Raw genomic sequence first — 13,183 nt, forward strand, 5'->3', positions numbered from 1 at the left:
TCACGCTTTTCTGCTGTGTTGAATTTAGCTTATTAGCAACTTTGCGGCAATTGAGACCACATTATTTTAATCGCTCGGCTAAACCTATTGATTCAGATAATGATAGTCAGTGTTAGTAACTCAAAACGAAAGGAGTTATGTTATGACTTCAAAATCATGGGTGGCATCTTTTATTTTTATTAAATCATGGGTGGCATCTTTTATTTTTATTAATAACATGGCCACCCAAAATTATTGGCTAAATATTAAACACTCAACTACGCTTTATTTACCCTTCCTAAATGGTATTTGAAGATGGCCAGACCAAGACAAACTATCGTTAGCTTAGATGACACGCCTTATTATCACTGCTGCTCGCGGGTCGTGCGTAAAGCTTTTTTGTGTGGTTTTGATAACTCAACAGGCGAAAACTTTGAACATCGACGCGAATGGGTTGATGCTCGTATTCTTGAATTAGCGACAATTTTCGCCATTGATATTTGTGCGTATGTCGTCATGAGTAATCACTTGCATGTAGTGGTTAAAGTCGATGAAGCCAAAGCAGAAAACTGGTCAGATAAAGACGTACTGATGCAGTGGCACAAAGGCTTTAAAGGTACCTTACTGACACATAAGTTTGTAAAAGGTGAAGACCTGAATGAATTTGAATTAAAGACGGTTAATGACAGTATCACCCAATATCGCCAACGCTTAATCGATATCAGCTGGTTTATGCGCTCGCTTAGTGAGCCAATAGCCAGAATGGCTAATAAAGAAGATAAATGCACAGGTCGCTTCTGGGAAGGTCGGTTCAGGTCCCAAGCATTATTAGATGAAGCCGCAGTATTAGCTTGTATGGCCTATGTCGATTTGAATCCTATTCGCGCCAAAATGGCTGCTACCCCTGAAACCTCAGACTATACCAGTATTCAGCGTCGAATAAATTCAGCGATAAAAGGTGAGCAACCCACAGAATTATTGCCTTTTGTGGGTAATGAGCGTTTGAACATGCCTAATGGGTTAATGTTCAGCGTAAAAGACTACATCGTACTGGTTGAAGATACCGGCAGGATAATTCGACAAGATAAGCGTGGTGCCATTAGCTCAAGTAGCCAGAATATTCTCAATAGACTAAATATACCTGCTGAGAACTGGTTAAAAATAACTACCGAATTTGGCGCATTATTTAAAGGTGCAGTAGGGGCTTTACCTGCATTAACTGACTATTGTGAACATTTAGACCGAAAGCGACGACAAGGTGCAGCCAACTGTCAGCGATGGTTGTGTGCATAAGCATTAACTTTCTAATCTTATCCTCCCGATAACCATTTATCTCATACTTGATTGATATCACGCTTTTCTGCTGTGTTGAATTTAGCTTATTAGCAACTTTGCGGCAATTGAGACCACATTATTTTAATCGCTCGGCTAAACCTATTGATTTAGAGAATTATAGCCAGTGTTAGTAACTTAAAACGAAAGGAGTTATGTTATGACTTCAAAATCATGGGTGGCATCTTTTATTTTCCTAAAGAGGAAGAAAATAACCCCAACAAGAAACAGTAAATGGTCATAACCTGTGAGCATATGTTTTGCGCCAATATAAATGAAAGGCACAATTGAAACCCCTTGGTTTTCGGTTAAAAACTGCTGAGTTGTTTCATCAACCCCGTGGGCAAAAATTGAAAATGATATTGTTACGCCTAAAAATAGGATCGTTATTTTTAATAGGTTAGCCAAGTATTGGCTCATAGTGTTTACTCCGATAAGTCAGCGGGAATTGATTAAACGACTTGTGATAATGGATGATGTATTTTTGGCCGATGCAGAGTGTTAACTACACATTGTCATTATTGTTATCGTTCACTCAAAAGGTGTTCATAGCCAGGCATTAAAGCGTATTTAGGAGTCAATTCTTTGGGCAATAAATGCTTAAGTCTTAACTGATTAACTTTCAGCCATAGTATGGACTAACCAACATTCTGTTTCAGCTAAAGTTTTAAACATTTCAATGTAAACTGTTTGTTTAATTTAACGGCCCTGTAGGACGTTTAGATAAAGCACCTGAAATTGCTTCTACCGTGGGTTTTATCATTGAAAACGATTATGTAAATGGCCGTGTAGTTGAAATTGACGGCGGCATTCGCTTGTAAACTTAAGCATGTTATTATGCTTACCCAAAGCCGAGCCTAGCTCGGCTTTTGTGTGTGCCAAACTTATTTATTGGCATAGGTATAAGCATAATATTGCTATTGATAACATTTTTATAAAGGGACTAAAGTGAACATTACAATGATAGAAGTGTGGATTAAAAAGGTCATGCTGCTTGTGGGTATATTGGGTGTGATTGTGATCTACGCTGGTTTTTTGTATCTGTTTTTTAGTGGTCGCTCGACTGCGGGTTTACCCTGGTTTTTGCTTATATCGCCGTGGATCTGTATTTACTTTGGCTTATCACAAACTCGCCAATTAGCCACAATTGGTTGGTTTGTTAATAAATTCACCTTCACTAAAAATAAAAATCCTTAAAAGGTAAGTTAACTTGTCCGATAAAATCTCAACGCCATCATCGCTTATCACGGCAGCTTTAACCTTGATAGCATTGGTGGCGTTTGCTGCTAATTCTGTATTAAGCCGTATGGCACTAGGCGGGGGTGAAGCCCGCTTAATTGATGCCGATTCATTCACCTTAATTCGATTATTATCAGGTGCATTAACCCTGTGGTTTATTGTTGGTTGCATGCATTTATATCAACAAAAACCAGCCAAGTTATCAGACTCGTTGACCTCCCTTAAGCAGCATTCTTATCAACATCATCCATTTTACAACTGGCGTAAGTGGTTAGGGGCGTTAAGTTTACTGGCCTATGCTTGGTTATTTTCTATCGCTTATTTGTCGTTAGATACCGCAACGGGAGCGCTGGTTTTATTTGGTGCGGTACAATTATCAATGAATGTGGTTGCGGTTATTCAAGGGCAAAGGCCCACGGCATTTGAAGTTATCGGCAGTGTTATTGCGTTTATCGGGCTTGGATATTTGTTGTGGCCTAATATCGGCACGCCTCAATATTGGTCGATGATACTCATGGCATTAAGTGGTGTGGCGTGGGGAATGTATTCTTTACTTGGGCGACAAAGTCACTCTCCGGTACTAGATTCTGCCGATTACTTTAGCCGAAGTATGATTTTAATGCTGGCCGTGTTGGCCATATTAAGTTTGGCAATGAATGTTAATTCAGTGCAATTAACATTAAGCAATACACTGCAAAGTGCGCATTATGATGGAGTCATATTAGCCATAGTGTCCGGTACGCTGACCTCAGGTATTGGTTACGCTATTTGGTATAAGGCGTTAACAGGGCTTACTCCATCAAAAGCCGCTGCACTGCAATTAAGTGTGCCTTTTATTGCCGCCGTTGGAGGTGTTGTGTTTAATCATGAAACATTAAGCCTGCATTTAATCGCAAGCGGGGCAATCATTTTAAGTGGTATCTCACTGGTGTTAATCGCGCGTAATAAGTAACTTAAATGGTTAGGGTATTTACATTGATAATGTGCAAAACCCCGCAAGCGACACCTAATAATGAGCTGGATTATTTGCTATTGGTATAGCTTAGCTGATGTAAATTGTTGATAATTGATATCGCGCTAATTTTACCTATGCCTTATTTGCTAGTAGGGTAATATTGTTAACTTGGCTGATTTGTTATAAACAGTAGGGTTTAATGCAATGGGCAGCTTGGCTTCTTTTGGTTTATTAAAACGCCCTAAATAAAGTAGATAGAGATTAATACATATGTATCATCCTAAAAAACAACAAGGTTTTACTTTAATCGAGTTAGTTGTCGTTATTATTATTTTAGGTATTTTAGCCGTTGCAGCTGCACCTAAGTTTATCAATATCAGTGGCGATGCGCGTATTGCCTCGCTTGAATCTTTAGAAGGGGCTATGCGATCAGCATCTGAGTTAGTCAATGTGAAAGCGAGAATAGAAAATAAGACAGATTGCGCTATAGACCCTGTGGTTAAAGTAGGAAGTGAGTCTATTACTTTGCGTTGTGGGTATCCCTGTCCTCATCCGAATGGAATCGCTAAAGCCGTTGAAACTGACGCTAGTTTTACTTGGGTGGGTGGTAATTGTAGCGGGCAATTGGGTGCGATAGAAGTTAAAGTCAAACTGGCACCTGATCCTAATACCTGTAAGATTCGATATTCTTCAGCTCGTAATAATGTTCCACCAAGTTTTACCTCAACAATAACGGGGTGTTGATATAATTAAAGTCACTATTTTATGTTGAGTTTTTGACGATCTTGTCATGATGTTTTGTCGGGACTTTGGTTTATTTATACATTTTCTGCTTCAGTGGCTTTGTTCGCCTTCCTTTTTTTGTGTGGCCTTTATAGTAACCACTTTTATTTATATTGTTTATCTATTTGATTTTAAAACATTGGGCAAGTTTGAGATCAAGTGAATCCATTCCAATAATAGCTAGATTGGCTCTAGCAGTTGCTAGGCAATATATTAATTACAGCTTTACTCTTTTCGATGGTTTACAGCGATGGGGAGACTTACTTAGGCGATTGATCGATTTGCCTAACTCAATCGGTTAATATGCTGACCTGAAAGATTATCTAAGTAACCTTTAGTTAAGTCTCCATTTAGTTTAGTCGCATGATAGAGGGTTTATGACACAAGAAGCAGTTTTTCCAATTGGCACGCCGGGGCAACCTTGGGATGAGTCAGAGAAAGCACAATGGTTAGCCCAAGTTACCATTAAGCGCAGTTATCAAGGTGAAGTGATCAGCAAGTTTGCCGCTTTATCAGCAGAGTTTGAACAGGTTAATTATGGCGCACTAACATTTGATGCGGCTAAATATCCTTTGTTTGCCTTTAAAACTAAAAATTGGACTGCCACTAAAAAGACCATACTGGTTACCGGTGGGGTACACGGTTATGAAACCAGTGGTGTTCATGGTGCCATTCAATTTTTAGACACTAAAGCCGCGCACTATAGCCAATATTTTAATATTGCCGTGGCGCCTTGTATTAGCCCATGGGGATATGAAACGGTCAATCGTTGGAACCCTAAAGCAATTGACCCGAATCGCTCATTTTATGCTGATAGCCCTGCCGAAGAGTCTGCAGCCTTAATGGCTTTTGTTGCCTCATTAGGTGAGGTGTACGCACATATTGATTTGCATGAAACTACCGACACAGACGAATGTGAATTTAGACCACTACTGTCAGCAAGAGATGGTAAAGAGTATGAGGCGGGTATTATTCCTGATGGCTTTTATTTAGTCGGCGACTCTGAAAATCCAACGCCTGAGTTTCAAAAAGCAATTATTGATGCTGTGGCTAAAGTAACCCATATCGCGCCAGATGATGACGGCCAATTAATTGAGGTGCCTATTGAGCAATTTGGGGTAATTAATTATCCGGTTAAAAAACTCAGTTTATGCGCTGGTATTACCCATAATCATTTTAATACTACAACAGAAGTTTACCCGGATAGCCCTAATGTAACGGCTAAAGAATGTAATGATGCCCAAGTTGCGGCAATAACTGGTGGACTTGATTATATAATTGAATATTTAAAAATAGGCTAAAATAACGTTTAGATATTGATGACGTTCAGTAGACAGGACGTCATTTTATGATTCGCTAAGCTATCATTTCGCTTAGGTTGATAAATAGTGCAAAAATCTCTAAAATGTCGCGCTTGATTCTGCCTGTCTTTGTCCTATATTGCTTATTCTTATAGCGTCAGGCAAAACGGTTACTTTAATTATCCTGTTAGCCATTTAGCTTATAGTTACCAAGCTTAGGTTTATTGCGCTAACACTCATACTCGATTTGGAATTTCATTTTGATTACTACAGCTAACATTACGATGCAGTTTGGTGCTAAGCCACTGTTTGAAAATCTATCAGTTAAATTTGGTGGCGGTAACCGCTACGGTTTAATTGGTGCAAACGGTTGTGGTAAATCAACCTTTATGAAAATTCTTGGCGGCGATTTAGAACCATCAAGCGGTAATGTGTCGTTAGATCCACATGAGCGTATGGGTAAATTGAGTCAAGACCAATTCGCATTTGATGAATTTAGTGTCATTGATACTGTGATCATGGGCCACAAAGAATTATGGGAAGTTAAGCTTGAACGTGACCGTATATACTCTTTAGCTGAAATGAGTGAAGAAGACGGCATCAAGGTGTCTGAGCTTGAAATGGAATTTGCTGAAATGGACGGTTATACCGCTGAATCTCGCGCGGGTGACTTATTATTGGGTGTCGGTATTGGCACTGATCAGCATTTTGGCTTAATGAGTGAAATTGCGCCAGGCTTTAAACTTCGAGTCTTGTTGGCTCAGGCGTTGTTTTCAGATCCAGACTTATTGTTACTTGACGAGCCCACCAACAACTTGGACATCGATACTATTCGTTGGTTACAAGATATGTTGAATCAACGTAACAGCACTATGGTTATTATTTCGCATGACCGTTATTTCTTAAACTCAGTGTGTACTCACATGGCTGACTTAGATTACGGTGCACTGCGAGTTTATCCTGGTAACTATGATGAATACATGACTGCAGCGCAGCAGTCTCGTGAGCGTTTACAATCTGATAATGCGAAGAAAAAAGCTCAAATTGCTGAGCTTCAAGGCTTCGTGGCACGTTTCTCTGCTAACGCATCTAAAGCCAAGCAAGCAACATCACGTGCTAAACAAATAGATAAAATTAAACTTGATGAAATTAAAGCCTCAAGTCGTGTTAACCCGTTTATTCGTTTCGAACAAGAAAAGAAATTGTTCCGTAATGCGCTAGTGGTTGAAAACCTAGCCAAAGGGTACGACACACCATTATTCAGTAAACTTGATTTGATGGTTGAAGTGGGCGAGCGCATCGCTATTTTGGGCGAAAACGGTATTGGTAAAACAACACTGTTGCGCACACTAGTCCATGATATTCCACAGGATGAAGGTACGATTCAGTGGTCTGAAAACCATAACATTGGTTATTATGCTCAAGATCACGAAGCTGATTTTGCTAATGACATGACCTTGTTTGAGTGGATGAGCCAGTGGCGCAAAGAGAATGACGACGACCAATCTGTTCGTGGTATTTTAGGCCGTATGTTGTTCGGTTCTGACGATATCAAAAAGTCAGTGACTGTGTTATCTGGTGGCGAAAAAGGCCGTATGTATTTTGGTAAGCTAATTATGCAAAAACCAAATATATTATTACTTGATGAACCGACTAACCACATGGACATGGAATCGATTGAGTCATTAAACAATGCCTTAGAGCTATATGAAGGCACATTAATTTTTGTGTCCCATGACCGTGCATTTGTATCGTCTTTAGCAACACGTATTATTGAATTAACCAAAGATGGTATTAATGACTTCAAAGGTACTTATGATGAGTTCCTTGGTAGCCGAGGCATTGAAAGCTAAATAATTGCTTTCGCGCCAAAATATTCAAGCCCTGAACGAAAGTTCGGGGCTTTTTGTTTTCAGGGCGGTAGACTTGAGTTATTACTAATGATGCAGAGGATCTTATGAGCCTATCCCACGAACAAGCTATTCAAGCACTAACAAATGTAAATTGCCGCAGTAACTTTAATATCAAAAACGTTACCGAATATATGCTGCCAGAGTTAAAAGAGGCGGTGTATTTACACCTTGATGCCAAAACCCCTTTGTTGATTATTCGACCCGCCTTTGAGGTATTTTCCAGCGAATTAGCTACTATTGAAGGTGTACATGCAAAATATGATTATCATCATAATGCGCAAATGACCCGTTTTCCTACTCGACGCAATAAAGGTCTATCAGAAATTCACTACGGTTTAGCCTTTAAGTTTGATAATGAAAAAGCGGTTGAAGCCTTTATTAATCGATTAATTGAAATCGTAACTGGCTAAAAAATCTGAACACATTGTGAACCCTATATAAGGAGGCTTGCCATGACACACCCTTTTGATATTAATCAATTTAATTATCGCTCAACGGGTAAGGGCTCCGCGTTAATATGGTCTCATGGTTTGCTTGGCTGCATGCAAAGTGAAGATGCGTTAGGGATTTATGCTTGGCATCGATTCCCTAAAAAACTCACCCTATTGCGATTTGATGCTATTGGTCATGGTTTATCTGCCACAACAAATAACAAATCAGACTATCTTTGGACAAGCCTTGCTGAAGATACCTATCAACTCGGCACTAAGGTGCTTGGTGATACGGCAGTCGTGTTAGGCGGTCAGTCAATGGGCTGTGCGAGCAGTTTATTTAGCGCCATTCTTCATCCTGAATGGGTTAAAGGGCTGATTTTGATGAACCCGCCTACCGCCTGGGAATTAAGGGTTAAGCAAAAAGAGTATTATCACAAAATTGCTAAAGCCGCCAAAATGCTTGGTGGTAAAGGGTTGGCTAAAATTAATGCCAAACATATTGATAGAATGCTGCCTTCGTGGCTGATTGACGCTCATAAACACAGCGTTTTGGGCATGCTTGATGGCTTAAAAAGTATGAAGCGAGGTAGCCTTGAACAGCTGTTTTTAGCCGCAGCTGAGAATGATTTTCCAACACATGAGCAATTAGCTAAGCTTAATATTCCTTGTTTAATCCTTGCGTGGGACGGTGATGAAACGCACCCTTTGTCCTGTGCGAAAACCTTAGCTGAGATCCTGCCTAATGCAACATTGCATATTGCCCAAAGCATGGCAGATGTTGATGATTGGCCTGAACTGATCATCACCTTTTGTCAGCAACTAGAGTAATTACACGATACATATCACATTTTAAGCAATTATTTTACTTATAACATGTTTTTGCTTTAGTTTTTCAGGGTGTTAGTCGATATAGTCTATTATAAATATATGTGTTAATTACGAATAAATAAGGATTTTTATGAATTGGCAATGGATTGGTAATCTTAAAATTTCCCAAAAGCTAGCATTTTTGGCACTTCCCCCTTTACTTATTTCCATTATTTATGGCGGTATGTTTGTCTATAATCAATATCAAACAAAGCAACAACTCAATCTTATTCTAGTATTAACTGAGTTAGCGGTAACCAATAGTGCTTTTGTGCATGAACTGCAAAAAGAACGCGGAATGAGCGCGGGTTTTATTGGCTCTAATGGTCAATCTTTCAAAGATGCTCTGCCAAAACAGCGGCAGCTGACTGATCAACAAATTCGTATATTCCATGATGTTGTAGAAAGCTCTGATTTACCACCAGTATTTAGCGATAAATTATCTCAAGTGACTCAATCATTACAACAACTGCAGAAGATGCGGGTCTCTGTTGATTCATTAACCATTTCGGTTGCAGATGAAGTTAAATATTACACCCACATGAATACGTTACTATTATCTATGGTCGACAATGCAGCTGATGAAACCAGTATTAGTGAGTTGGCGCTACGATTAAAATCTTTTGCTGCATTTTTACAAGCTAAAGAGCGCGCAGGTATTGAACGTGCGGTATTAAGTACGACCTTTGGCCAGCAAGGTTTTAAGCCTGAAATGTTCCGAAAATTTGTCACGCTAGTTGCGGAGCAAAATACCTATGCTGAGCGTTTTATCGCGTCGGCATTAAGCGAAGATGGGCAATTATATAAAGACGCATTACAATCAGCGGCGTTTACAGATGTTGATAATATGCGCAATATCGGTTTTTCGCAAAATACCGATGCAATAGCACAACAAAACCCAGAAGATTGGTTTAAAACATCAACTGTTAGAATAAATATTCTTGCCGATATCGAACAAAAATTGGCACAAAGGCTACAGCAATTGGCGCAATCTAAGCTAGATTATGCCTCCCAGCAAATGTTTACTTCATTACTGGCGTTAATTATAGCGCTGTCATTTGTTGTGCTTGTGACTCTAAGTATTGCTAAATATTTACATGTTAGCTTACGAAAAGTACAACAAACCATTACTCATGTAGGGGCTAATTTTGATTTAACCACTCGCATTGACCATCAAACCTCTGACGAGTTTGGCCAGCTGGCATTGTCCTTTAACAGCATGATGGTGGAATTTGAAAATATTATCATGCAAGTGAGGAAAAATGCGCTCAGTTTGGTCAATGCTGTAGAAAAGATGAATGGCTTTACCAGTGCAATGCAAACAGATGTATCAGAAGGTTCTGCTGAAGCTGAGCAAGTCGCGTCAGCGATGACCGAGATGAGTGCTACCGTTACCCAAATTGCGGCTAATGCCGTGCAAGCATCAGAAGCATCAGCTCAAGCTAATTCAGAGGCTAAACTGGGTAATAGTGATGTGAGTAAAACTAGCTATGCGATTAAAGCGTTAGCGAATGAGATTAGTGATGCCGCCACAGCAATTCAAAATTTAGATCAAGATGTGCATGATATTGTCACTATTTTGGATGTGATCAGCTCTATTGCTGAGCAGACAAATTTATTGGCACTTAATGCTGCTATTGAAGCCGCAAGGGCGGGAGATCAAGGACGAGGTTTTGCTGTTGTTGCAGATGAAGTACGTACATTGGCACAACGTTCTCAAAAATCGACTGAAGATATTAAAACGATGACTGATAAGCTTAAAGCGGGCGCTGCACTGGCGGTTAAAGCGATGGAACGTGGTAAAGAACAAGCTGATAAAAGTGTGGATGAAGCAGTGCATGCAGGTAAAGAGCTTAGCCTTATCGTAGAGCATGTAGGTGTGATAGATAGAATGAATGAGCAAATAGCGACTTCTACACATGAGCAATCTGCTGTTGCGGAAGAAGTTAATCGTAACGCATTAAAAATTAGTGAAATTTATCAACATACTCAAGATATAGCTCACCAAATTTCTGAGTTGAATGATCAACTGCTAAATGATGCCAGTGTTATGTCGGGAACCGTCAGTAAATTTACCTTATCAAAATAGGTTTACTACCACTACCTCTACCACTATCACTATTACTATTAATATTAGTAAAATACAAGCCGAGCATATGCTCGGTTTTATTTTGGGAACGTTCAATGGATTTATGTAAAGATTACCTCTCCAGTAATAAAGCTACCTGGAATGCTCGAACTCAGGTACACGTAGCCTCGAAATTTTACGACGTAAGCGGTTTTTTAAATGGCGCATCATCATTAACTGAAATTGAGACGCATGAGTTACCCGGACGTTAACGGCAAAACCTTGCTTCACTTACAATGTCACTTTGGTTTGGACAGCCTATCGTGGGCCAGAAAAGGTGCGATTGTTACCGGTGTCGATTTATCGGATAGTGCGATTGAAAAGGCTAATGAGCTTGCATCTGCAATTAATGTTGATGCTCGGTTTATTTGCCATGATGTTTATCAATTTGGTGAATTAGTTAAACCTGAGTTTGATATTGTATTTACTTCATTTGGGGTAATTTGCTGGTTACCTGATTTAACCCTTTGGGCGCAAACCATAGTCAATAGTTTAAAGCCGGGTGGATTATTTTATATGGTCGAGTTTCATCCATTTAATGACGTAGTGGAAGGTTATGGTTATTTTAATCGCGCTCAACCGGATATAGAACAAGAAGGTACTTATACTGAAAATTGTGATGGTACTGAACATACTGTGGTTACTTGGGCACATCCGATAAGCGATGTGATTAATGCATTATCAGCTGCGGGTTTACAGCTTAAGCATTTTAATGAATTTGACTATAGCCCTTATAATTGTTTTGCAGGGCTAAGCTTGGATGAAAGTAGTGAAGTCCCACGTTATCAGATGATTAAAAATAACCAAGCGATGCCTTTGGTCTACTCGTTGAGTGCAATAAAATTATAAAACTTTGCCTATACTGCATTGTTTTTGGGGATAGTACCTGTGAGGTAAAGCGAGTTCTACAATCTTTCAGATAGGGAAGATAATTCAATAAGTGCTTTTTCGAAATCAAGTACCTCTACAGCATCAGATAACGCAGTGAAGTTGTGCTCAAGGGATAACTTCTGGGCTCGGTTACTTTGAAGTAGCTCAGCGATATCGACAGCTTTGAGATTAAAATCGTCCAGGTGTTGTTTAAGTTCAGCTAGGATTAACTTCAGTTCAGTGACGGTATATTCAGCTTGCTGCGGTGCTGTCTCTGAGGGTTTTATTTGTGATTGATTGAGTAAAAGTTCATGAATACTCGATAGTTCCGTTTTTGCTACAAAACGTAATTGTTCAGCTAGGTCGACGCAAAGCATGTCAAAGGCTGAAGCATTAGAGTCATAAGCTTGCTTTAGCTTAGTTTCACACTCACACAAGTCGCGATACAATGATGATAAGCCCGTTGATCCTGCACTGCCTTTAAGAGTATGGACAATTCCCAGTATTTCTTTGGCATTTTTTTGCGCGATCATCAATGCCAAATTTTGCAGTTGTTGCTCCAAATTGTCTTCAAAAACGCTGATTAAGCGCCGATAGAATTTCTCATTCCCCCCAAAAGGTTGTAGTAAATTTTCGAGCGTCTTAGTTGTCGATTCTGAGCTACACTTATCTGTGATATTTTCATCAATGTCATTGACCGAATGCTGATTAACAGGCTCTTTATTCGTTTTCATAACTATGGTTCTCGGCTTATGATGACTTTTTAAGTTTACTATATGTAAAGATAATAGCAGCTTAATCGATATCTTGTTGCTGAATCCAGCACTTATATCTATCTATATAGATAATCCTGAGCTATTGTGAATCAATGATTTTATTCAACAACTTAGTTTGCTATAAAGAAATTATCATACAATAATTAGTAAATCAGTTTAACTCAATTTTTTGGGGATCCCCATCATACTGGAGCCTGCATGCCACTAGAGAAAATTTTACACGTAGAAGATGCTGAGACAATTCGAGTTATCGTCGAAATGGCTCTGGTTGATATATCTGGGTTTACTTTAGTATCTTGCGATGGTGGTTATGAGGCCATCAAACAGGTGGAGCACTTTACGCCAGACTTAATATTGTTAGATGCCATGATGCCGGGTATAGATGGTTTACAAACGCTGGCTGAAATTCGTAAAAAACCCCATTGCCAAACAATCCCGGTTGTTTTTATGACAGCGCGTATTCAGCAGTCGGAAAAGCAAGAATATTTGAATGCTGGCGCAGTTGCTGTTATTGAAAAACCCTTCGATGCAATGAGCCTTGGCGATAAATTGGAATCTATTTATCAGGCTTACTTTGCATCACAAGACACAAATAATCAGGAGTAA

General features: G+C 39.4%; 11 protein-coding genes and 3 pseudogenes. 12 read left to right on the plus strand and 2 right to left on the minus strand.

Annotated features, from left to right (window positions below; translation table 11 throughout):
- Positions 1 to 294: 294 nt before the first annotated feature.
- On the plus strand, positions 295 to 1,272 hold the full coding sequence (locus ACRWQN_RS09175) for a transposase (RefSeq protein WP_434940526.1): 978 nt from the start codon (positions 295 to 297) through the stop codon (positions 1,270 to 1,272).
- A 234-nt stretch (positions 1,273 to 1,506) separates the two neighbouring features.
- On the opposite strand, the pseudogene ACRWQN_RS09180 reads toward ACRWQN_RS09175, so the two are convergent.
- Positions 1,507 to 1,731, minus strand: a pseudogene (locus ACRWQN_RS09180) (HupE/UreJ family protein); the annotation flags it as partial.
- Positions 1,732 to 2,018: 287 nt separating this feature from the next.
- On the opposite strand from ACRWQN_RS09180, the pseudogene ACRWQN_RS09185 reads away from it, so the two are divergent.
- The 10 genes and pseudogenes from ACRWQN_RS09185 to ACRWQN_RS09230 all read left to right on the plus strand — a co-directional run.
- Positions 2,019 to 2,132: pseudogene (locus ACRWQN_RS09185) on the plus strand (short chain dehydrogenase); the annotation flags it as partial.
- Positions 2,133 to 2,271: 139 nt separating this feature from the next.
- A complete protein-coding gene (locus ACRWQN_RS09190) occupies positions 2,272 to 2,508 on the plus strand; it encodes a hypothetical protein (RefSeq protein WP_226415963.1) in 237 nt (78 codons plus the stop codon).
- 13 nt (positions 2,509 to 2,521) lie between these two features.
- Complete coding sequence (locus ACRWQN_RS09195) at positions 2,522 to 3,502, plus strand: DMT family transporter (protein WP_434940527.1); 981 nt, start codon at positions 2,522 to 2,524, stop codon at positions 3,500 to 3,502.
- Between the two features lie 273 nt (positions 3,503 to 3,775).
- Positions 3,776 to 4,249 (plus strand): type II secretion system protein, encoded by a 474-nt coding sequence (locus tag ACRWQN_RS09200; protein WP_434940528.1) that lies wholly within the window; start codon positions 3,776 to 3,778, stop codon positions 4,247 to 4,249.
- 416 nt (positions 4,250 to 4,665) lie between these two features.
- The gene (locus ACRWQN_RS09205) at positions 4,666 to 5,589 is read left to right on the plus strand and encodes a M14 family metallopeptidase (RefSeq protein ID WP_434940529.1); all 924 of its coding nucleotides are present in this window, start codon (positions 4,666 to 4,668) and stop codon (positions 5,587 to 5,589) included.
- A 260-nt stretch (positions 5,590 to 5,849) separates the two neighbouring features.
- The gene (locus ACRWQN_RS09210) at positions 5,850 to 7,442 is read left to right on the plus strand and encodes an ABC-F family ATPase (protein WP_434925851.1); all 1,593 of its coding nucleotides are present in this window, start codon (positions 5,850 to 5,852) and stop codon (positions 7,440 to 7,442) included.
- Positions 7,443 to 7,546: 104 nt separating this feature from the next.
- Entirely contained in the window at positions 7,547 to 7,912 is a 366-nt protein-coding gene (locus ACRWQN_RS09215) for a hypothetical protein (protein ID WP_226410258.1), read from the plus strand.
- A 42-nt stretch (positions 7,913 to 7,954) separates the two neighbouring features.
- A complete protein-coding gene (locus ACRWQN_RS09220) occupies positions 7,955 to 8,764 on the plus strand; it encodes an alpha/beta fold hydrolase (RefSeq protein WP_434940530.1) in 810 nt (269 codons plus the stop codon).
- 130 nt (positions 8,765 to 8,894) lie between these two features.
- Positions 8,895 to 10,892 carry a methyl-accepting chemotaxis protein gene (locus ACRWQN_RS09225; RefSeq protein WP_434940531.1) on the plus strand — a complete coding sequence of 666 codons (1,998 nt, stop codon included), beginning with the start codon at positions 8,895 to 8,897 and terminating at the stop codon, positions 10,890 to 10,892.
- A 95-nt stretch (positions 10,893 to 10,987) separates the two neighbouring features.
- Positions 10,988 to 11,780: pseudogene (locus ACRWQN_RS09230) on the plus strand (class I SAM-dependent methyltransferase).
- Positions 11,781 to 11,836: 56 nt separating this feature from the next.
- Here ACRWQN_RS09230 and ACRWQN_RS09235 read toward each other — a convergent pair.
- A complete protein-coding gene (locus ACRWQN_RS09235) occupies positions 11,837 to 12,535 on the minus strand; it encodes an Hpt domain-containing protein (protein WP_434940532.1) in 699 nt (232 codons plus the stop codon).
- Positions 12,536 to 12,775: 240 nt separating this feature from the next.
- On the opposite strand from ACRWQN_RS09235, the gene ACRWQN_RS09240 reads away from it, so the two are divergent.
- Entirely contained in the window at positions 12,776 to 13,183 is a 408-nt protein-coding gene (locus ACRWQN_RS09240) for a response regulator (protein ID WP_434940533.1), read from the plus strand.

The organism is Shewanella sp. HL-SH8 (assembly GCF_051165765.1).
Taxonomy (GTDB): domain Bacteria; phylum Pseudomonadota; class Gammaproteobacteria; order Enterobacterales; family Shewanellaceae; genus Shewanella; species Shewanella glacialimarina.